This window comes from Aquimarina sp. Aq107 (assembly GCF_943733665.1).
GTDB lineage: Bacteria > Bacteroidota > Bacteroidia > Flavobacteriales > Flavobacteriaceae > Aquimarina.
The window spans coordinates 2,671,058-2,694,278 of the sequence record NZ_OX030782.1; the positions used below are offsets into that span (position 1 = coordinate 2,671,058).

At 31.4% G+C, this 23,221-nt stretch carries 19 protein-coding genes and 1 tRNA gene; 6 read left to right on the forward strand and 14 right to left on the reverse strand.

The features are described from left to right. Window positions 1-32: 32 nt before the first annotated feature. On the forward strand, window positions 33-842 hold the full coding sequence (locus NMK29_RS11315; RefSeq protein ID WP_108805564.1) for an OmpA family protein: 810 nt from the start codon (window positions 33-35) through the stop codon (window positions 840-842). Window positions 843-939: 97 nt separating this feature from the next. On the opposite strand, the gene NMK29_RS11320 is transcribed toward NMK29_RS11315, so the two are convergent. After that, the gene (locus NMK29_RS11320) at window positions 940-1,785 is read right to left on the reverse strand and encodes an AraC family transcriptional regulator (RefSeq protein ID WP_108805563.1); all 846 of its coding nucleotides are present in this window, start codon (window positions 1,783-1,785) and stop codon (window positions 940-942) included. Between the two features lie 127 nt (window positions 1,786-1,912). On the opposite strand from NMK29_RS11320, the gene NMK29_RS11325 reads away from it, so the two are divergent. Then, the gene (locus NMK29_RS11325; protein WP_027394167.1) at window positions 1,913-2,269 is read left to right on the forward strand and encodes a hypothetical protein; all 357 of its coding nucleotides are present in this window, start codon (window positions 1,913-1,915) and stop codon (window positions 2,267-2,269) included. 82 nt (window positions 2,270-2,351) lie between these two features. Here NMK29_RS11325 and NMK29_RS11330 read toward each other — a convergent pair whose 3' ends face one another. Then, a complete protein-coding gene (locus NMK29_RS11330) occupies window positions 2,352-3,224 on the reverse strand; it encodes an AraC family transcriptional regulator (RefSeq protein WP_108805562.1) in 873 nt (290 codons plus the stop codon). A gap of 166 nt (window positions 3,225-3,390) precedes the next feature. Between NMK29_RS11330 and NMK29_RS11335 the strand changes: the two genes are divergently transcribed. Both NMK29_RS11335 and NMK29_RS11340 read left to right on the forward strand, forming a co-directional pair. Continuing rightward, window positions 3,391-3,759, forward strand: a complete 369-nt coding sequence (locus NMK29_RS11335) for a DUF983 domain-containing protein (RefSeq protein WP_108805561.1) — start codon at window positions 3,391-3,393, stop codon at window positions 3,757-3,759. Window positions 3,760-4,150: 391 nt separating this feature from the next. Beyond that, the gene (locus NMK29_RS11340) at window positions 4,151-5,560 is read left to right on the forward strand and encodes a vanadium-dependent haloperoxidase (protein ID WP_108805560.1); all 1,410 of its coding nucleotides are present in this window, start codon (window positions 4,151-4,153) and stop codon (window positions 5,558-5,560) included. Window positions 5,561-5,686: 126 nt separating this feature from the next. Here NMK29_RS11340 and NMK29_RS11345 read toward each other — a convergent pair. The 3 genes from NMK29_RS11345 to NMK29_RS11355 form a co-directional block, all read right to left on the reverse strand. Next, a tRNA-Pro gene (locus tag NMK29_RS11345) sits at window positions 5,687-5,761 on the reverse strand. Between the two features lie 32 nt (window positions 5,762-5,793). Then, window positions 5,794-6,831: a cytochrome d ubiquinol oxidase subunit II gene (locus NMK29_RS11350; protein WP_108805559.1), complete on the reverse strand. Its 1,038-nt coding sequence runs from the start codon at window positions 6,829-6,831 to the stop codon at window positions 5,794-5,796. Between the two features lie 3 nt (window positions 6,832-6,834). Then, the gene (locus NMK29_RS11355) at window positions 6,835-8,136 is read right to left on the reverse strand and encodes a cytochrome ubiquinol oxidase subunit I (protein ID WP_108805558.1); all 1,302 of its coding nucleotides are present in this window, start codon (window positions 8,134-8,136) and stop codon (window positions 6,835-6,837) included. Window positions 8,137-8,432: 296 nt separating this feature from the next. On the opposite strand from NMK29_RS11355, the gene NMK29_RS11360 reads away from it, so the two are divergent. Continuing rightward, on the forward strand, window positions 8,433-10,346 hold the full coding sequence (locus NMK29_RS11360; protein ID WP_108805557.1) for a sensor histidine kinase: 1,914 nt from the start codon (window positions 8,433-8,435) through the stop codon (window positions 10,344-10,346). After that, window positions 10,333-10,986: a response regulator transcription factor gene (locus tag NMK29_RS11365; RefSeq protein ID WP_108805556.1), complete on the forward strand. Its 654-nt coding sequence runs from the start codon at window positions 10,333-10,335 to the stop codon at window positions 10,984-10,986. Before NMK29_RS11360 ends, NMK29_RS11365 begins: the two co-directional genes overlap by 14 nt. 19 nt (window positions 10,987-11,005) lie before the next feature. Here NMK29_RS11365 and NMK29_RS11370 read toward each other — a convergent pair whose 3' ends face one another. The 9 genes from NMK29_RS11370 to NMK29_RS11410 form a co-directional block, all read right to left on the reverse strand. Further along, window positions 11,006-12,319, reverse strand: coding sequence for a hypothetical protein (locus NMK29_RS11370; RefSeq protein ID WP_108805555.1), 1,314 nt, complete (start codon window positions 12,317-12,319; stop codon window positions 11,006-11,008). A 196-nt stretch (window positions 12,320-12,515) separates the two neighbouring features. Next, window positions 12,516-12,917, reverse strand: a complete 402-nt coding sequence (locus tag NMK29_RS11375; RefSeq protein ID WP_159092368.1) for a hypothetical protein — start codon at window positions 12,915-12,917, stop codon at window positions 12,516-12,518. Between the two features lie 8 nt (window positions 12,918-12,925). Continuing rightward, the gene (locus NMK29_RS11380; protein WP_108805553.1) at window positions 12,926-14,758 is read right to left on the reverse strand and encodes a hypothetical protein; all 1,833 of its coding nucleotides are present in this window, start codon (window positions 14,756-14,758) and stop codon (window positions 12,926-12,928) included. Window positions 14,759-14,824: 66 nt separating this feature from the next. After that, on the reverse strand, window positions 14,825-15,352 hold the full coding sequence (locus NMK29_RS11385) for a hypothetical protein (protein WP_159092367.1): 528 nt from the start codon (window positions 15,350-15,352) through the stop codon (window positions 14,825-14,827). Then, window positions 15,324-16,961 carry a LysM peptidoglycan-binding domain-containing protein gene (locus tag NMK29_RS11390; protein WP_108805551.1) on the reverse strand — a complete coding sequence of 546 codons (1,638 nt, stop codon included), beginning with the start codon at window positions 16,959-16,961 and terminating at the stop codon, window positions 15,324-15,326. The genes NMK29_RS11385 and NMK29_RS11390 overlap by 29 nt, the downstream gene beginning before the upstream one ends. Window positions 16,962-17,078: 117 nt before the next feature. Beyond that, the gene (locus tag NMK29_RS11395) at window positions 17,079-18,311 is read right to left on the reverse strand and encodes a DUF3289 family protein (RefSeq protein WP_108805550.1); all 1,233 of its coding nucleotides are present in this window, start codon (window positions 18,309-18,311) and stop codon (window positions 17,079-17,081) included. Between the two features lie 37 nt (window positions 18,312-18,348). Continuing rightward, complete coding sequence (locus NMK29_RS11400; protein ID WP_108805549.1) at window positions 18,349-20,061, reverse strand: DUF4280 domain-containing protein; 1,713 nt, start codon at window positions 20,059-20,061, stop codon at window positions 18,349-18,351. A gap of 2 nt (window positions 20,062-20,063) precedes the next feature. After that, a complete protein-coding gene (locus NMK29_RS11405; protein WP_108805548.1) occupies window positions 20,064-20,858 on the reverse strand; it encodes a hypothetical protein in 795 nt (264 codons plus the stop codon). 24 nt (window positions 20,859-20,882) lie between these two features. Further along, window positions 20,883-22,673, reverse strand: coding sequence for a type VI secretion system Vgr family protein (locus NMK29_RS11410; protein WP_108805547.1), 1,791 nt, complete (start codon window positions 22,671-22,673; stop codon window positions 20,883-20,885). Window positions 22,674-23,221 lie beyond the last annotated feature (548 nt).

A 23,221-nucleotide genomic window follows, 5' to 3' on the forward strand; every position in this document is an offset into this window, starting at 1 on the left:
ATTTTTGCTGCTGCAACAAATCGCTTAAACCAATGAGAAAAATTATTTTATTAGCCTCTGTACTATTATTTACAAATTCGTTTGTACATGCACAAAAAAAGAAAGACCTAATTGCGGAAATTGATAAGCTTAGACAAGAACTAAAAGGCACCCAAGGAGAGCTCACAGAAGCCAAAAAGAATGAAAGAGTAAGCGAATCTAAGGTTAAAACTATGGAAGCGCAAGTAGCTGATCTTAAAGAAACCAACGCTAGTCTTTTGGCTAACATGAATAGTTTCACTGAATTATCAAATAAAAAAGCTACTAACTTACAAACGTCTCAAGAAATCATTAAAGCAAAAGATAGACAACTAAATGTTATTAATGATGCTATTACTGCTAATGATTCAACGAATTTAGCTGTATTTAGTCAATTTAAAAACGCCATTGGAGGCGATAATATAAAGATTAGCGGAAGTACTATATTTATAATTCTACCTAATACAACTCTTTTTGGAGAAAATGACAAAAATTATATTGTAGATGATAAAGCGAAACCAACTTTAGAAAAAATAGCTGCTACATTGAATGCAAATCCTAATCTTACTATTACAGTAGAAGGAAACAGCAATGCACTAAAGCTTGATGGAAAAAAACTAATTGACAATTGGGATTTAAGTTCTAGACAAGCTGCATCAGTAGTTAGAGTACTTCAATCTGATTATAAAGTAGATCCAAAACGCATGGAATCTTTAGGTAAAAGTGAATACGGTACGGAAGGTATAGAAACAATAACTCGTATTATAATTGATCCTAAATTTGATCAGTTTTATAACCTAGTTAAAGATAATATGAAAAATTAGTCTTTTAAAAGAATCTAATAATACAAATTAAAAAGCCCAACTAGTAATTACTAGTTGGGCTTTTTAATTATCATGATTAAGAATTTAGTAACTTATACTATGAATTAGTGAGTTTTCTATTTTTAAATTCTGTTGGATTCATAGTAGTATGTTTCTTAAAAAACTTAGAAAAATGTCCTGCTTCTTTATATCCCAATTCGTAAGCAATCTCTTCTGATGTTTTATCAGAATATAGCAACAATCTTTTTGCCTCTAGCACTATACGTTCATTAATTGTTGCCAATGGCGATTTATCACTGTATTTATTAAATAAATTAGACAGTGTCTTAGGTGATTTAAACAACAACTCTGCGTATTCCGCTACTTGATGTTTTTCTCGAAAATGTTGTTCTATAAGAATATTAAATTTTCTAATTATGTCTAACTGGTTATTCGGAATCTCAGATTCTGGTAAGTCTTCCTTAATTAATCTTCTCGATTTTATCAAAAACCTTTTTAAAAGTGTCTGAAGCATTTCTCCTTGGATCTGATCTTTATTTTCAAATTCTTCTCTAAAAGAATCAAACATCATAGAAAAACTTACTTTTTCTTTTTCATCAAGGGATAATATTTGCGGAACTGAAGAACCAAAAAACAAAAAACCATTACAAGACACTTCTTGATCATGATCTCTTATACAATAAAACTCTCTATTAAATACAAGCGAAATAATTCCGTCTGTATTATTTTCTATTTCTAATACATTGAGTGGAGTACAAAAAATAATTTGATCTTTTTGTAATTCTATAAGAGATCCATCTATACGAAAACTAACTTCATGATCTTTACTCCATATAATCTTATACAACCCTTTATTTCTGAGTAAATCTAATGATGAAGAACAATTAAAATCTGTAAGAATAAATGAGCTCTCATCTTTTATACTTGAATAATCTAATCTCATATTCAAATTAACAAATAAATTTTATCAAAAAAGAAAAATCTACCATTCTTAAGGAATAATTATCATTACAAAACCTCTATTCTCAGACTAACTTTGCATATATAATTAATCTTTAAATAAAATACATATGGAAACTACAATAGAAACCAATTTAAAACATGTTCATCAATTATTAGCTAAGGGAGCTTTCATCGAAGCAATGGAAACTTATTTACACGATGATGTAGAATTAAGAGAAAGCAATGACAAACCTAAAAAAGGAAAGGAATTCAATTTAAAATTTGAACAAGATTTTATTGATAACCAGCTTTCTGAATTTATTAGATATGAGGTTAGAAATTACGCCGTTAACGGAAATCATTCTTTTTATGATGCTATTATGGAACTGAAACTTAAGGATGGAAGCACAATGCTTTCTGAACAAACAGTAGTAACAGAATGGAAGGATAATAAAATCTATAGAGAGCGCTATTATCACGCATAAGAAATACTCTTTTTATAAAGAAAACTTGCAATATGTATTAAGATCCAATCAATTATTGATTGGATCTTAATACATCCATACCTTAATAACGATATTCTCTTCTAAATTCTAAAGGTGTTTTATCTGTTCTTAACTTGAATACCCTAGAAAAATAAGCGTAGTCCTCATAACCTAAACTTTCTCCAATTAACGATAAGGAACTATCCGAGTGAACTATTAACCTTTTTGCTTCTAACATAATACGTTCTGTTATCAAATCTGTTGTAGTTTTATTTAGTGTCGTTCTTGCAATTCTATTTAAATGTTTTGGAGAAATGTTTAGTTTTTCTGCATAAAACTTAGCTGATTTTTCATTTTTATAAAACTGTTCTATGATCACTTCTAGAGAAGCTAGGGTTTTTAGATACGTCGGAGTTGATGATAAATATTCCGTCTTTCTATTAATATACAAACGAGATAAATCTATATAAATTAGATCTACTAGACTCACTATTTTATCCTTATTAAAAACCAACGTTTGGTTATATTCTGAATTTATTTGTTCGAAATATGATTTGATTACGGGCATCTCTTCTTTAGTTAAGTTCAAATAAGGAGGGTTTTTATATGAATAGTAAAAAGGAAATCGCTGAAGTTTTTTGTTAGAAAACTGAAATTCATAAAAATTCTGAGAATGAAAAAAGATATACCCTTCTGGTTGTTCTTGAAATTTCCAATAATGTGTCTGACCTGGCATTAAAAAAAATACACTTCCCGGCTTTACAGTATAAGAATCAAAATCAACCTCGTGTATACCAGAACCTTTCGAAAAAAATACACATAAGAAAAAGTCATGCTTATGTGATTTATGAAAGATATTCTTGTTTTTAATTAAATGATTTTTAAGATCATTACTGTAAAAATCGGTTAAGGATTCTTCCTTGTCAAATTGCGTTATATTTAATATTGGGATCATTTAAAAATCAACATATATGTCCTAAAAGCACAAAAATAAGCAACAAATCTATGAATAAAAAAATCACATACTTAACTATTTTTGTATCTAAATAAAAGCATTGATCATTTCATTTTAAGAAAAGGTAACAAACAACAAAAGTCGTTAACTTACAAATCAAGAGCATATGAATTTTTTAAAAGGAACAAAAGCTTATAGTATTATAAAAGGCACTTGTCCAGTTTGCCAAAACGAAAGTATGTATTCTGAGAAAAACCCATATTTAATTAAGGATACGCTAAAAATGAATGAACGATGCAGTTCTTGTAACACAAAATATAAAATTGAGCCCTCTTTCTTTTATGGAGCTATGTATGTTAGTTATCCAGTGGGTATTATGTTCGCAAGTACCGCCTTTATTCTGTCTTATCTTTTACTTGGTATCAACCTGATACCTACCTATTGCATAATTGTAGTGGTTATGATAGTTTCTCTTCCAATAATTCTTAGAATATCCAGAAATATTTGGATCAACTTTTTTATGAGTTACAAATAACTACGGGTTTAACATACAACATAAAACAACAACCCGTAAACAGCTGGTATACTTGCAAAAAAACAGCTTTCACTGAATAAAACCATCCATTCACAGAAAATAAAAAGTCATCTAGCAATACTTACAAACGTTCTACTGAAAGCACCATTTCCTTCAACAATATTAGTCGTAATTATCAAGTTATTTCTTTTGAATTCGCTTAGCTAAGTATTTAAAGAAATTTTGATTTTGGATCAATCTACATTGTGAAGATATTATAAATATCATTTTAGAATTCGACACTTACTTTTTTAAATATTATTTGACGTCGAAATAATATTTAGAAAGCCGTATTCTCCAATCAGAAATGATAGAGCACGGTTTTTTAATCTAACAATTAACTATACAATTTATGAAACTATCAAACTTTAGAATACTACTAGTATTCTCTATTACGGCTATTTTTATACAATCTTGTTCATATGACAATGAAGAAATAGACTCAGAAACATTGGATACTGAAACCATTGATGATCTAAACAAAGGTCCTAATGAATCTGATACTACTATCGATTTGATCACTGACTGGAACTCTTTATGGGTCGAATTAGATCAATACGCATTCGGGATGCGACCTAATGCAACCGCTAGAGCTTTAGCGTATATACACTTAGCAGCATATGAAACTGCTGTGCACGATATGAGAGGATATCGTTCTATAGAAAATAGACTGGATGGATTGCAAATAAATGACCGCGAAAGAGATAGAAATATCAGTCTAGACTTAGCATTAAACACATGTTACGCTATTGTTATGGATCATTTTATGAATAACATTGATCCATCTATAGACAATAAGATAGGTCTACTACAATCTGAATATGAAGATCAACTTTCGCAAAGATTAAGACGACGAGATATCAGAAACTCTATCGAATGGGGAACCCACGTAGCAGAACAAGTTATTGCTTATAGTCAAACGGATACAGAAGCAGAAACGCAAATTTTAGAACCACAACCACTTGATTACGAACCACCTGTTGGTCCAGGTTTATGGAGCTATAGTGCAGAACCAGAACGTGGTTTATTTCCTTACTGGGGAAAAGTAAGAACTTTTGTAATTTCTTCTGAAGAAACTACTAGTATTCCTCCACCATTAAATTATAGTACAGATCCAAATAGTGATTATTTTGCAGAAATGAATGAAGTGTACACAGTAAGTACAAGAGCTGCAGAAGAAACTAATGAAGAATTATGGATCGCAGAATTTTGGTCAGATGATGTAGAAGGTTTAATGGTAAGTCCTCCTGGAAGACAAATTGCTATCGCTAATCAATTAATAGAAAAATACGATCTTGATTATGATAGATCATTAGCTATGCTCCTTAAACTAGGTTTTTCTTTGAATGATGCAGCTGTTTCTTCATGGGCTGATAAGTATGAGTATTTAGTAATGCGGCCAAGTGTTTATATTCAAGAATTCATTAACCCTGATTATCAAACAAACTTATTTAAATTTATTTTTTGGCCAAACCCTACATTCCCAGGATACCCATCTGGTCACTCTACATTTGCTTCTGCTGCTGCAGGAATATTCATAGATGAGTTTGGAAACGATACTAATTTCACGGATCGAACACACGAAGGTAGAACAGAATTCTTAGGTCAACCAAGACAATTTGATTCATTTACAGAAATGGCCGAAGAAAATGCTTTTTCAAGAATTCCACTAGGAGTGCATATTAGGATCGATTGTACAGAAGGATATCGTTTAGGGTATGAAATATCCGATGCCGTAAATAGATATCGATTAAGAAACTAATTATATGTTCAAACTTATTCTAATATAAATTGATCTTATATTATAGTTTCTACGTATTCTGTTTTAATGATCTTTTATAAAAGAAGAGATAAAAAATCCAATCAGTAATGATTGGATTTTCTTTTGTCGGGTAGAGAGGATTCGAACCTCCGATCTCTGGTCCCCCAGACCAGCACTTTAACCGGACTAAGCTACTACCCGAAATTTGGGAAACAAATATAAAAATACTTTTGTTATAGAGAAGGGTTCTTATTCTGTTCTAAAATTTTAATCATTTTAAACGATTTCAAGAGATGAAATAAACCCGGAAGAATAACCGCTCCACCAATAATTAATGATATTCCTAGTACATTAATCACACTATCAGGAGCTATTTGATCTAATAAGCTTATACTTCCATTTTTACTAATAATAATATTAGGAAAATGTGATATTAATGCAGCAAGTAAAATTAAAAAAACCTGTAATCCAGCAAAAAGTCTACTTAGCACTCTCCTACCCTTTTTTATAGTAAACCAAAGAGGTATTAATAATATTCCCGAAATTACCATGGAAACAATAGCATAAGGATCTGTGATAAAATTCTTTACAAAAAAATAATCATCAATATATCCATATATAAAAGTTATCAACCCCATTACGAATACAACAATAGTAGCTATAGCAGCTTTTCTTATATAAATATTTTCTTTTCCATCTTCGGATTCACCAATAAGCAATACTGATGATAAGAATGCACATAAAGCTGCAAAAAACAATCCTACTAAAATACTAAAAGCATTAAACCAAGGTCTTACAAAAATCTCGTAAAAAGTTAAATTACTCACATCTTCGGAAAGCTGAATTTGACCACTAATTAATCCACCAAACACCATCCCTAAAAATATCGGAGTAATCAAACTTGATATTTTAAACATGGCATCATACAATTTTTGGGAATTATCAATTATCGCATCATAATGTCTAAAAACAAAAGCAACTCCTCGTAGCGTAACTCCTAATAATACTATTGTTAGAGGAATATGCAGATTAACTACCAATATATTGTAATATGCAGGAAAAGCAATCCACAAAATAACGATCATAATGATAATCCATATATGATTTGCTTCCCAAACAGGCCCCATTACTCTATAAATTGTTTTCTTTGTTATTTTTTGATTCTCTTCTGAAGAAAACAGTTCTACAATCCCTGCTCCATAATCTGCACCTCCTAAAACCACATATAAATACAGAGAAAATATCAAAAAGAATAATACTACATACAACATAAACTAATCATTTTTGGCATTAAGAACTTTGATTTGACGAATCATCAACCATGTAACTGCAATTGATAATGATAGATAGACAACTATATATGTATAAAAACTAAATACAATTCCTGGCATTGGAGTCACCGCATCTTTAGTTCTCATTATTTTATGAATAATCCAAGGTTGTCTTCCCACTTCTGTTACAATCCATCCAGCCTCTAAGGCTATAAAACCAAGAGGAGCTAACAAAACAAAAAGTATCCAATATTTATTATTATTCAACCATCTTTTCTTTTTTAAAGAAATAAAATATAACAGTCCCGCAAGCATCAATATTCCTCCAATACCAACCATTGTCTGAAAAGCATAATGCACTATAGGAACATTCGGACGTTCATCCTCTGGAAAATCATTCAACCCTTTAACCTCAGCATCAAAATCTCCAAACGCTAGAAAGGATAGCATCCCAGGAATAGCAATTTTATATTTTACTTCTTGGGTATCTGCATCAACGATACCGCCCAGATATAATGGAGCACCTTTTTCTGTATTGTAGTGTGCTTCCATTGCCGCTAATTTCACCGGTTGTCTCTCCGCAATATCTTTTGCAGATATATCTCCACTAATTGGTTGTAATATCGCAGCAATCGCCCCGAATGTTAATGCAATTTTAAATGCTTTGGTATGCAGGGCTACCTTTCTTCCTTTATATACTTGATACGCATGAATTCCGGCAACAGCAAAACCAGTCGCTGTAAAAGCAGCTAATGTCATATGCAATGCCTGGGTAAACCAAGCCGGATTTAGCATCGCTTGTACTGGGTCAATATTTAAAAATTGACCATCTATATAATCAAATCCACTAGGAGAATTCATCCATCCATTAGCTGCTACAACCAAAATTCCAGAAGCGACTCCGGATAATCCAATTATAACACCTGTAAACCAATGAAATTTTTCTGGTAATTTATTCCAACCATATAGATAAAATCCTAGCGCTATTGCTTCTACAAAAAAAGCTGCCCCTTCTAGTGAAAAAGGCATTCCTATAATAGGACCCGCATGCTTCATGAACTCTGGCCATAATAAACCTAATTCAAAGGACAAAGCAGTCCCCGAAACTGCACCAGTAACAAAAAAAATTGCCACTCCTTTTTGCCAAGCTTTTGTTAGCGTTAAATAAATTTGATCTTTAGTTTTTAACCACTTATAATGTGACACCACCATAAAAAAAGGCATTACCATTCCAATACATGCAAAAACAATATGAAATATTAAGGTAAATGCCATCTGGAGTCTTGCTGCATCAAGGTTTTCCATAGAAAATTTTTAGAGAAAGAATGCTATTCTAATTACTCTATAAAGATACGACTCAAAGCCCATTCTAAGAAGAAAAACAGTAAGTCTTTTACTTTTTTTTCATTAAATTTTAAAGCTTACAAATATTAAAAAAACATAAAATCAAACCCATTATAAATCTATTAACATCTTCTCATAAAACTCAATAACTTTTTGATGATTATAAGTAGTATTTCTTAAATACACTTATCTTTAATAACACTTTACACTGAAATCTTTATTTTCGTGGATAGACCAATTTATTTTACACAAATGTAATGGACATAATATCTATTAGAAAAATACTTATATGCATAACATTATGCTATTCTTTTCTTTGTATTGGGCAAGAATCGATTAGTATACAATTAGATAGTGCTATTGATTCTTTAGACGCTAATCCTAATTATTCTTATAGCGTTTTATCCAAAATTTCTAGAGATAAAGAACAACAAGATTCCATAAAATCTAAAGCCAAACTTTATCTAGGAAGCTACTTCAATTCCATAGGTGTTGTAGATTCATCTATGTATTACACAAGAGCCTCCTTAATCCACTTAAGAAATAAAAAACATTTAGCGCAAGCATATAGATTACTAGGTTCCAGTTATAGACGAAGCGGTAACATAGATGAAGCTATAGAAATGTTATATAGAAGTCTTAAGATTTCTGAAGAAATTGATTACATAGAAATGATTACTAAAGTCAAATCTGATTTTGGAATTTTAAACGCTAATAATGAAAACTATGATAAATCTATTCAGTTTTTTGAAGAAAGTAATGCAGCCACTACAGATAAAAAAATCATTTCATCTAATTACATAAATATAGGAGCTGTATATTTTAGAAAAAAAGATTATGACAATGCAGAAAAATTCTTTCTCAAAGCTTATGAAATGATTCCTCCTAACACCTCTCCAAAGGCCTCTGCTACGTTAGCTTTAAATATTGGAGATGTTTTACACGAAAATAAGAAATATGAAGAAGCTTTAGCATATTTTAATGATAGTAAAAAGATTGCTGATCTTCATGGTTTTAAAGACAAAAGTATCAATGCCATAGTCCACAAATCCAAAGCTATAGCTGCACTTGGAAAACCACAGGAAGCCATCAATCTATTAAATAACAGCTTGGCTCCAGCAAAGCTGATTTCGAATTTAGAAATACAAAAAAATATTTATGAAAATCTAGCGAATATTTACACTTATATTGATGATTATAAATCCGCAAATCTAGCTTTAAACAATTTTCATTCTTTAAAGGATTCTATTAGCTATAGTAGACAAAAAAAGACAATAACTGAATTAGAAGTAAAATATGAAACTGCAACTAAAGAAAAGGAAATTTTACTTTTAAAAGAAGATCAACTCTCTAGCGAAGCAGAAATAAAACGACAACGTTTATTAAGACGGTTTTATATTATTGGTTTTATCATTGTTCTAATCCCAATTATTGGTTTACTTCTAGTATATTATCAAAAACTACAAGTAAAAACAAAATATAATGCTCAGAAAGAAGAAATCAATCGCCAGAAAACTGCTTCTTTTCTAAATGAGCAAGAATTAAAACTGGCAAACACCTATGTAATCGCTCAAAACGAAGAACGAAATAGAATTGCAAGAGAACTGCACGATAGCATTGGAGGAAATATAGCAGCTATAAAATTACAGATGATTAACATCGAAAAAGATAAAAAAACACAAGCTACGATTATCGATCAATTAGATAATACATACCAACAAGTTCGAGAGATTTCTCATAATTTGATTCCAAAAAAAATTAATCAAACTGCATTTGCCAATTATATACGAGAATACATCGATACTATAGAAAAAGTTACAGATCCGGATATTACATTTATACCACATCCAATAGAGAAAATTAATACAATTAATGATAATCAAAAAGTAGAAATTTTTAGAATTATACAAGAACTAATGACCAATGCTCTTAAACATGCTAAAGCAAGAGTCATTGAAATATGTCTTAATGCATATAATGATTCTATAGAAATTATTTTTGAGGATGATGGTATTGGTTTTGATTCTAAAAAGGAAACAAATGGTATTGGTTTACAAAATATAAAAAAGCGCTTAACGTTATTAAAAGCAAAAATCGACATTGATTCTGCTATTAATCGTGGAACGGCTATACGAATTGAAATACCTATCGTACTAAATGACAAAAAGTAACACATATAAACTAGTAGTAGCTGATGACCATAAAATGTTCTTAGATGGTCTCTTAAGCATCATATCACACGAATCTGATTATGAAATTGTGTATACTGCTAGTAACGGTTTGGATCTTAAGAAGTACTTAGATATTAATACTACTGATCAAATTGATTTAGCGATATTAGATATTAATATGCCAAAAATGGATGGTGTAGCATTGAATCATTATATCAAAGAAAATCATCCCACTATTAAAACTCTTATTGTTAGCATGCTATCTGAACCTCAAAAGATTTATGAATTAACACAGGCAGCGGTTAATGGATATATCCCTAAAAATGCTAAAAAAGAAGAGCTTCTTAAAGCAATTGAAATTATTTTAAAAGGCTCAAATTATTTTTCAAACAGTATCAAAGAAGCTTACACAAAAAGTATTTTTGAGCAAAAACAGCATAACGAAATCAATCTCAGTAAACGTGAGAAAGAGATATTACAGCTTATTGCAAAAGAATACACTACTCAAGAAATTGCGGATCAATTATTTTTAAGTAAATATACGATAGAGGGATATCGTACAAGTTTGATTTCTAAGTTGAATGTAAAAAATGTCGTCGGGTTAGCAAAACATGCTATTAAATTAGGTTTAGTAGATTAAAGACTAATATCTAAACCTTTTACATACAACCTACACCAGCATCAATTACAATTTCGGTTCCTGTATTTACTAAATCACACACAGCATTTGGCATAGAAACAATGTTATTTTCCGAAATATCCAATACTTGTAAATTTATCAAATTACTAAGCTTAACAGGTATTTCTTCTATCATATTTGTTTTTAACAACAGGTTTTCTAAAAGAAATAAATCCCCTACACTCTCATTAATTTCAACTAAATTATTTCCAGATAACTGAAGTCGTTTTAGATTGGATAGTTTTGTAATCCCTGAAGGAATAGTACTTATGCCAGCATTGTAAATATCTAATCTGGTTAATGTCTCTATTTCTAAAACATGATCTGGTATGGATCCTAATTGATTGGAGGAGATTCCTAAACTAGTTAATTTAGATAGATTTGTTATTTCTTGTGGCACCTCTAATAATTCGATATTATTAATGAATAATGTATTTAACTCCGAGAGTTCAAACAGTTCTGAAGGCAGTGTTTGTAAAGCATTATTAGACAAACTCAAATATCTCAGTTCTGTAAGTTTATTAATATCAGAAGGTATATCTACTAACATATTGGTATACATTCTTAGATCGGTTAGTTTTTCTAGACTAAAAAATTCTCCTGGAATTATTTCTATCTGATTTCCACCGAGATTCAACACTCTTAAGTTATTAGACAAATCTTCAATCTGTCTTGGAATTTCTGTAATCATATTACCTTCTAACGATAATGTTTTAAGGTAAAACAAGTCACAGATTTCTGGCGGTAATATGGTAAGCCCTTTTTCATCTAACTCTAACCCTATTATCTTCTCATCTATAACTACGATACCTTCCCAAGCAGAAACATTGTCACTAGTTATATCCCAGCCAAGTGTATTATCAGGGTTTTGATTAAAAATAGTAAGTAAAATCTCTTGATCTGTACTAGCAACAACTCGTACTCTTACTGTATAGTCTGAAGTTGTACCATCTTCTGCAATCACGCTATAATTTAAAGGATCGGAAAAATCTACAAAAATATCTGTACCTTGGATAATGGATGCAGATTCTGAAACTTTTATATTGGGTTTCAATGCTCTAACTGGAGTACCATATGGTAATACTACAGATATTATCTTATCATTCTGATCGATACGAGCACTAACATCAATCTCTAATTCTTCATTATCTGATGAGAGAAATGTAAATTCTAATATTTCTTTTTCGTTATTTAGTAAAATAACATCTGACCCATCTATTTCTTTAGAACAAGAAAATATGATCAAACTACACATTACTAAAAGTAGGTTTTTATAGGTTAATAAGCCCTTCATAGGTATTGGTTTTAAGAGTTTTATTATTTGTGTGATATCTCTAAATCAAAAGTAGGAAATAGGGCTAGCGCGTACATCCATGATTTCCATAGAAAACATCCCCTGAAAACCACTGGATTTAGAAGAACGAACTAATATAATTGATCTCATTTAACGTAAATTTTGAGAAACTCTTAAATCTAAGCAAACCATATTATTACACTTTCTTTAGCTCGATATATTTAGTATCACATTCACTAAACCTAACAAACTCATTCATTGCATTACCATAATTTAGTATAACAATGGTGTCGTTAATAAATTCAGCCGTTATAATTCTTTTTGGATATTCTCCGTATAATTCTTTAAACTGAAAAAGAATTGACTTATCGTGATACTCAATTTCCAACTCACCTGTATGCTGAAGATTTTGAGTTTTAATTTCATAAACTAAATTGGAAATATTTATAGTCAAAAGACAATCATCTTTCTTATACTGATATTTACCATCAAAAAAACCGGGCTTCTTCTGTTCAATAATCGTATTTTGTACAACACTTTTTTTTGATTTACAGTTAATGGTGAATAAAAGCAATATGAAAAAAAGGAAATATCTCATATCATTTTTTAATTTTTTAAGACTCTTAACCTTTCTTCTACAAAACTTCGAATTTCATATTTATCATATCCATACCAATTTCTTGGCGGGATTGGTTTACCTGCAGCGTCATTTAAAGCAATAAAACGCTCATACCCTTCAATAGCCTTTTGCCTATTCTTCGTGCACCCTTTTTTGGAGGTTGCTGGGTCGTGCCATACTCCCCAACCAAAAGATCCTTTTTGTCTATTATATACTTTACTTTCTGAAAATATATATTCTGTGGACTCAGAATTAGAATTATTACAACTTTCATATAATATTTCAAATCCTTTCTCGACAGATTGTAATCTCTCATTATAACCATTAAAACCTCCATTAACGCTATACGTTATAAAAATAAAATCATTTTCATCCGCATCATCATTTAATTCTGCACTTTGGGCCCAAAACCACCCTGCCGACTTAGATGCGTGAGGGTTCCTTTCTAACTTTTCCTTATTTTGTTGTGAAGAGGTGAAATCTTCTCCAATAAAATTACCATAGGCTTCATAATTACTCCTAAATGTCAATTGAATCAATCCTCTTCCAGGAAAACCTCCGTATGCGCTATTTGAAACACCAGTTTCCCTTGTATAATAAAAACTTCCAGATTCTTTTATCACTTGTGCTAAAAAATGTATTCTTCTCAAACAAGTATTTATATCGTTGTCAATGAATGCCTGATTTATACCACTTAAATGAGTTTCTACATTCCTTTCAGTTGCGTGAATTGCAATACTCATTATTTGTTCTTTGGTCATTTCTTGAGAGCAACAATTATTCTTCAATTGAAAATATTCATCTCTCATTTTCAAAAACTCATCTTCATAATCCTGTTTATCTCCACTTACTTTTACTTTTAACCATAAAAAATCTATAATCGGAGGTAATTCTGGTTTTTGATTAGTGGGTAAGGGATAATCCTCAGGATTAGTAGATACCTCTGATCCAATTTGTGGCACATCTGATCCAAAAGTTAATGGAACGGATGGAGTTATTTGTTGCATTTCTTCTACAGAAGGAGGAGGAAGATTAATGGGTTCTTTAGGTTTAAACTTTTCTTTCCATTCTTCAAAAACCGTATCAGGATCATCTACTTTGGGACGAAACTTAATCTTTACTACAGCTTCTCCTTGATCGTTAAATGTAGCTTTTAGTTCGGTTTTGTTTGTATTCTCATTTGGTTCTTCTGCTTCTATAGTATCATACTGAATAACTGTAAGTGGAATTTCATCCTCCATTAATAAAAATGGGCTCCTTTCAAAAATTTCTACAATGGCTTCTTTATCTTTTAAGGCAAATCCTTTAACTAGGATATAAGAATCCTCACCTAATATTCCATTATCTTTTTTTTCATAAGAAACTCTTTCTTCTTTCTTAAAAATTTCAAATTCTACAACATTATTAGGTTCCCTATATATTCTATACTCAAGATTTGTACGTATTGCTTCAACATTAGTATGATAGCCTTCTGCTAATAAAGAATCCCTCTCAATTACATATAAAATTTCTTCGGCTACGGTATCTATACTTTTAGTTCTTAGGTTAGGATCTATTTCTCCTTCATCCATTATTCCATTTTCATCAACTAAATTAATAGGATTTCTTATAGGATATGAAGAGTTCCCACTAGAAACACTAACCTCTTCAACTTTCTTTTTCGCAAAGTAAGCATCAATTAAACCTTCTTCAGATTCATTGGTAGCAAAAGTTGTTTGATTTGCATAATCTGCCCAATTGCGATTAATCTCCTCAATTCTTCTAGAACGAGCCTCTATCAATTGTTGTGTTGCATTAATTCCTTCTTTATGTCCACTCATTCTAATATTCTTTTTATTACAAATAGATGTAATAATTCATAAATTTTAGACGCCATTTATTTCTAATCATCCTATACAATTTACAGATTTCAATTCTAGACGATTTTCATTAACTTTAAATCTGTAAAGAGTCGTTGATTCTATTTCTTGGTCATTTTCCTTAACAGGAACTAAAAGAAGATTGTTTTCCATTCTCACCGGATCATAACTTCTTAGCACTTCCATTAAATCCTCTGTAAATATTTTTTTATTTAGTATTTTGTTCTTTAATAAATAAATATCTCCTCTTTCATACAAATGCGCTAATTCAAGTTTATGAAAAATACAATCTCCGAAAATCGTATCGGATAAATAACGATTATTCAAAGATTCATTATCGATGTTAACATAATCTTTCTGTAGAATAGTTAAAAGTCTTTTAATAGTAACCGAGTCCGAATCTGCCTTTTTCAAAGAACTAATTTTGGTATTAGTTTTTTCATTATCTACAAAAAATTTAGTACCATTTTTAGTGCTACCACAAGAAGAGACAAACAAGCAAAGGAAGAACACACTTAAAAAAGATTTACGTACGGGAACCTGCTTCTGCCGCATCAGCTTCACTTTGATATTGGTAAAACACTTCATTATTTTCATCATATATATATTCTTTAGGTAATACATAGCCTAATAGTTTAAAATTACCTTTTACATAGTTAGAGCCTGATTTTTCGAAAATATATTCTTCAACTTGAACTCGATGAGTTTGATTCCCTCCTAAAAGTTTGAATATCAAACGGTCGCCTGAGTTAACATAATCAATAACAAAAGCTGCATGTCCCTCGTGTGTAGGTCTAGTTAATCTTTGCATAATTAGAACGCTTCCATACGGAGGTTTCTTATCTGGTAATATTCTAACTCCTCCTTCATATCTGGATGGATTAAACCAATTAATAGCCATTGCAGGGTTATGGGTATGTCCATTCAAAGGAATAGTTGAAAAATTTGTCCCCTTTAGCCTATTAGTCTCAATGAATACCCAATTAGTAAAACTAGAACACCAAGCTTGGTTAATAGGATCTAAGGCTTGTCCTGCTCCATTTAAGAAAAACTCTGCTACCCTTTCAAAACCTCCACTAGTTCTATCTCTTTCATAAACACCTAATTCTGCCCAAGCAATTTCCATCCAAGGTGCTATTTCAGTTTGTAGCTGAAAATATTCATTGCTAAGCTTTAAAAACTCTTCTTCATATAAATTACTATTTCCTTGTACTTTTACCAATAACCATAATGGGTCCGTTATAGATGAAGGAGGGTTTGGAGTATAATTTAAAACATTTGCACCATCTACATTTTCTGCAGTATATGTTCCGTTAAGGCTTTGCATAGCAATACTGTTTCTTTCATTTTCTGTTTCAGGGTCTAACATAAAATCCGAAGTATCACCTGATACCAAATCGTTTTGATCAGAAGAATTTGGTTCTATTGTAAAGTTTTCCAGCGGGTCTTCTGGGATAAACTTCTCTTTCCAAGCATTGAACACTGTGTCTTCTGCATCTTCTCCTTCAGGTTTCTCAGGTCTTAATTGAATTTTAACTACCGCTTCTCCATTTTCATTAAACTTGGCTTTCAATTCTGTCCTATTTTCATTTACAGGTTTTTCTGCATCTAGAGGATCATATTGAATCACTGTAAGAGGTGTTTCATTTTCCATCAGTAAATAAGGCCTTTTTTCAAAAATTTCAATAATCGCTTCTTTATCTTTTAATGCAAATCCTTTTACTACGACATAAACATCACCTCCTAGCACTCCACTATTTACCTTTTCATAAAAAACCTCGGTTATAGTTGGTATTTGATTTGGTATTGTTAATTGAGCACCAACACTGATATTATAATTTGGCCTTGGGCCTACATCATCTGGATTAGCCTCGGCTATATCTTCTATACTTACTCCAGAATAATTTTCTGCTATCTTGGTAAGATTATCTCCACTAACTACAGTATAAATTTCAGGTTCTGTTTCTAAAGAATCATTTACTGGCACCTCTCTTTCTTTTCTCTCCGCAAAGTATGAATCTAATAATCCCTCTTCCGCTTCATTCGTGGTAAATGTAATTTGGTTAGTTTCTTCATCCCAACGTACTTGATCCCATATTCGCTTTAAGCGAGCTTCGCCTTTTTGTTGTGCTGCATTTATTACTTCTTGATTATGTCCACTCATAATTTCTTATGATTTAATATTATATATTTCTTTATCTACAGAATCGCAAAAGATCACCTCTTATTTCTAGAAAAACATCAAGTATTTTGTTATTTACCTTCTAAGAATGTTTACCAATTAGGAAACAGGTACAAAAAATTCTTTTTCAAAAGTTATTTTTGTTAAGAAGGGTTTATAACCTCTCACATGTTGCAAGAAAAACCATCCTCTAAATCCAGCTCCTAGCGAGTAAAATTTTTGCATATCGGGTAGATCTAGTCCAAAATGATCCCAATAAATCACCTCATATTTGATATCATAACCGTTTTCTTTTTTTGTATATTCAATAACACTTACTTCGTAACTCCAAACATCATTCACGGCAATTGTCAACCCTCTAAAAAGATTGTTATCTTCTCCTCTAGCAAATGAAGGAGAAGCACCCGGTCTTCTTTGCCACCTTATAGATGTATCTTCTGCTGCTGCAATATTTCCTCCCCTATTCTGTATTCGTTGTGTAATGTCATTTTCTAAAGCCGCACAAAATCTTTCTGTTGCAGAACTCTCGATAGCCGCCTGATTAAGTTCATCATTCTCATAAATCCCTCCTTCATTATTTTGAAACTTATCAATCATAGATGCTATATTTTCTCTTAATGCACCTGAAGAAAGTTGAAAAGCCATAATTCTAAAATCATCAAAGAGCATAAAATCAAAATTCAACCTAGTAAGATTAAATAAAATAGGTCTTATTTCTGTTATTTCTTCAGTTTTATATATTGCTTTATCTGTGATCCTATCTCCATTTGCGAACTTTATATGTTCTGTATCATTAAAACCATCCTGCTCATATTCTTGCTTGTAAGCTTGTATCTCCTCTTCTGAATAAATCAACGTACTAGGTTCTCCAGAACCGTAGGCCATATCATTGGCAATTGCACTTCCATCTTCATTTAATCCTGGTATTCTATAACGTTCTACATAAAAAGGCACTTCTATATCTTGTAGCATAGATTCTGGTAAATCCGTAGGGACGTCTATCTGAGCGGTATCTTTAATTACGATATCTACTCCTCCTGTTGCACATCCAATTGTAGAGTCTTCTAACAACATAAACTCTCCGTCGATTTCTAAATTACTAGCAACTCCTTGCCATTGTTTAGGAGCAATTACACCGGCACAGGGCGGTGGACTTTTTCTCCATTTTTTGCATACTCCACCAAAAACAAGATTAGATTTGTTTCGATCTCCATTAGTCGCACATGGTGTATCTTGTAATTGCACTTCTGTATGTGATACAACAAGTACTCCATCACTAGAACAGAGCGGACAGCTTAAGGTAGCTCCATTTTTCACAAATTGTCCAGACATGATTCATAGGTTTTAAGCGTATTTTTTTTACATAATCTTATTCTATATTGTTATTGTCGTACACCAAACTTTTATCTCCTCTCATAATATCCCATTGCCATTTAAAAAATGAATGCATATTGCCTTTAAATCTATTATCTAATGGCTCTTTGTTAAGATCTGGTTCGAATTGAGTTGGATAATCCATATAATTATCTGTAAATCCTCTATAAAAAAGGAAAGGAGTATTAAATTCTTCTTCAAAAGAATGCGGTAATGAAAGAGAATGCCCTATTTCGTGGGGAACATTATGAATTTCTGACAACCCTCCTCCAAAAATAATACACGCATTTCCCCATTCCACATTGGATATATCCGTTAGATCAGCACTAGCTAGCCCTCTCCATTGTATAGGAGGAAGGCCTTCTCTTTCAAGAATTCCCGTAACATTTGTATAAAACAGGAATGTTTTATTATGACCAAATTCTTCTATACCAGTTACTGGTTTATAATGTCCATATTTATCATATAACTTAACCAAATTATTTAAAAATCCATTTACTGAATTAAATTGAGGTCCTATATCCAAATTTTCAGTAACAAAATCATCTTTAAACTTTTTTACATCTGGATCGGTATCAGGTAAACTATCTATATCAAAATCATCATCAAAAACTTCTGTCTGTATCAAGGGTTGAACCGTGGACTCATATTTAATAGTTGTCTTATAATTAGGATTTAAAATTGCACTCATTCCATCTATAATAACATTAACTGCTATAACATTAGCAGTGGCGATAGCATTATTATTATAGACCATCAGTTTACCTACTTCTTCTTTTTCTCCATCCAACTCTGCATAGATTTTTATTTCTTCGTGAGCTTCCAAAGGATTTCCTTCACATTTTATAGTAATTACTTTTTCAGTTACATAAAGCTCTTTTGTAGTAGTACCTAAATCCTTAGTTTGCTTTTCTGCCAAAAGTTCACTTAAACTTATTTGCGATGGTATAACGATAAGTGAATCATTTGGAGATTCAAAAATGATTTTAGTAGCATCGCCAACCAACGGCTCTATTGCTTCTATTTCGATATTTAATAGAGCTTCATTTACTCCATTAAATGTTGTATCTGGAAAAATAGATAACCAAGCTGGATAATAATCTTCTCCATAAGGAGTAATTGGATTTACCACATCCTTTGTCTTGTACTCTTTTTTTAAATCTTCAGGATTTTTACAAACAGCTAATTGTTGATTTAAAGGTCCAGAAAAAGGAGATCTGGCATTATCATACCCTATAGTTTCTATTGGATAGATATGCTCATCCCGTAACCAATCAAACCCATACTCGCCTTTATAATCATCTGGTCTTCTTACATTCACCAAAAACTTTTTTAGTCTGGCATTCTCCGTATCTGGTAAATCTGTAGGGACATCCATCTGAGCGGTATCATCAATACCAATATCTACGCCTCCGGTACTGCAAGTAATCGTGGAGTCCTCTAATAACATAAATTCTCCGTCAATTTCTACATCTGTTGCTACTCCCTTCCATTGCGTCGGAGCAATTACACTTGCACAAGGCGGTGGACTTTTTCGCCATTTTTTACAAACTCCTCCAAAAACAAGATTAGACTTACTCTTATCGCCATTGGTAGCACAAGGAGTATCTTGTAATTGTACCTGAGTATGCGATACGACCAATGTACCACTACTAGAACATAATGGACATTTTAAAGTAGCGCCATTTTTTACAAATTGTCCAGCCATTATTATAGTTGAATTATACTAACTGTATTGTGATATTCTTGTCTGCCATACCTTTCTATACTAGAAATTACAGCCCGCTGCAACCAAGATTCAAGTATCCCTTTAAAATTATAAGTTCCGTTTACCGAAACATACTCTTTATTTTTGGGATAATGCGACTGTAACTGTAACTGAACATCTTCTGTTTCCTTTGCTGATTGCAATAAAACATCTTCTTCTGTAGCAACCTTTCCGTATTTTGTGGATAAATACTGTGATGTAATACTACACGAATCAGAACTATATTTTTGATACATCGATTTTATTAATCCTCCAAAATTATGATACAGAGAAATATCTTTTATAATCTCTTCTTCTGAATTTAATATCGCTTCTGTTTTTAATATGAAGCGTTGTATTTGATTTCCTTTATATTTATTTTCAAAATACATTTTTATTTTACTCCATTTTTCCTGTAATTCATCCATATTATCTATGGATAAGATTTGCCCTTTATAAGATACTTGTAAATTAAGTTTGTTATAAACCGAAGCTGTTCTTTTTATAATATCTTGCATTGCAAAGGACCCGTCAGAGAATTGAAAATTATCATTTTCAATCTCAACATTTACAAAACGAATGTATGGTTGGTCTTCATTGTATTCCATAGAAAGAGAAACTTCTTTCTTCCGAGAACAACGTATTTCTCCAGAATAATTAATAAAATTTGTACTTTCTATCAAATATTTGTTCATTCCTTGTTTCGGAATATTTAATTGTATCTCTTGTGTTCTAAATCTATATTTACTTGGGATCATGACTTATGTGTTAAAAAAATACGTTTATCCTTTACTAATTTTTACATTTCCTCCTCCTTGAAAAGAAGCTGTTGCTCCACAAGCAATCTTCATATTTCTTTTACTCTGAATTTCTGCATTACCACTATTTTGAATTAAATCACCTCCGATAGTATTTTTCATTTTACTTTCTACTGTATTTGTATGATTAGAAGAAGAGGTGTCAAAATTTCTCTCTGTATAAATTGTTGTATCTCTACCAATATTAAATGAAGCATCCTCTTTAACATTCATTTCAAAATTCTTTGCATTCAATGTCATGGTTTCTAATGCAGTGATGGTAATGTTATTATTGGCTGTATCGATATGAATTAGATTTTCATTCTTATCCTTTATAGTAATAAACTCCCCTTTATCAGTATCATTTAATTCAATGGTATGGCCACTTCGAGTTCTAATAGCTTTTACATTGTTTTTATCTGTTTTCCATCCTGATGGATTCTCAGATCCATTATACAATGCGCCCATGACAAAAGGCCTCTCTGCATTTCCACCCTCAAAACCTATTAATACTTCTTCTCCTACCTCTGGAATAAAATGAAATCCTTTATCTCCTCCAGAATGCGGAGTCATTACACGAAGCCAAGGCGTGTAAACTCCCAGCGGTTTTTGCCAATTTAATTGTACTTTTATTCTACCTATTCCTTCTGGATCATCATTAGCGGTAACTGTAGCGACCTCAGTCTCACTTTTAGGTATCTTAAAGATATTTGTATTAGGATATACATCTTGATCTACTGCAATTCCTTCAAAAAGATTTATATACTTCCCATTTTCGGTTGCTGTATGCGTTATTTTGATAATTCTATAAACGCCTTGATTGTTATTTTTTTCTTTTATTTTTACTATTCTTCCTAAACTAACACCAGGATTATCACTTTTACCGGTAATAATTACCTGTTTAATTTCTTCTGCCTTTTTTTGTTCCTTTACTAAATTACCAAGTCTTTGTTTAGTTTGAGTATCATTATAAGTATTTAAAAATACTTGTGTTTTATGAGGGAACATTTCTTTGCTTTTATTAGAAGCAAATCCATTATGCCCATTAATAGAACTAGTAATTTCCGAAGTGCCAACTTCATGCTTTTCATTACTCAAATAATCATTAGTAAAAAAAGAATAACTATTCGACCTAGGTTCTAACCGCCTAGAAAACTCTTGTAGATCAAAACCATAGGTTAACACAACCTCTTCTGAGTTCTGTGGCTCTCCAAATATTAAATTTTCGCCATCATAATAAAACCACTCTCCATATTGGGCAGATAACCTACTCGCAAACTGAAAACTACTTTCTCCTTGCTGTACACAATAGTGTAATGGACTATTAAATCTCGTAGTTATCGAGGTATTTAATTTTGAACGATCGTATTTTTGAAAAACACCTGTTAGAATAGAACTTAAGTTTTCGTCACTAAATGAGGCATAATGAGGCCCATCATCTGTAAGTATAGAATTACTTTTAGCATTGATTAAAATAGAATCTCCCATGGATTGATGAAACCCATTGGTGACTTTTACCTCAGTAACAACGCCATTAAACTTTAATTCCTTATAAACATTAACGGAATCTAATGATGAAATAGAAAGAATAATAGTTTGCCCTAAAAAATCGTTGCTTTCATCTTCATAAAGATCAGAAACCTTTTCTAAAACATCTTTACGACATAAAATTTCTAGCGTATGATGATCATCAATTTCTTGCTTAAGTGTAAGTTTCTTATATGCTTTTATAGAAACTCCCCCAATAAAAATTTGGATATTAGATTGAAGTGCCATTGCTGAGTTTTAAGATTAATTTGTGTAACCAAATAAAATAACAAGCTTTTATTCTTATTAACTAAATGTATTCAATGACAATAAATTAGGTTTCGAAGAATAAACAATAGTTCTTTTTGGTTATTCCAAATTTAGAAAACAACACCTCTTAGATCAACCAGATATTCAGTGAAAATATACCCCTGAAAACCACTATGATCATCAACGGTTCGTTATTATAAAAACTAAGGATTATCCGTAAATATTACGAATTGCATTAAAAACAAGTCTATGCTAGAAATGGTTTCAAAAAAACTATAACTACAGATCATAATATTATGTAAGGGTATACCCTAATTTTTAAATTCTATGGTTGACTCCTAAAAATAAGAATATTGCCCAATGTAATTTAGCACCATACAATTAGAACCCATACACATCTTTTTTAGCAGATTGTAATTATAAAGCTATTAAGGGAAAACAAATTGGCGCCGAAAAAAGGGATCTAATGACAGAAGATATTCTACTGTTCTGTATAAAAATGAGTAGAATCAATTATTCTTAAAACT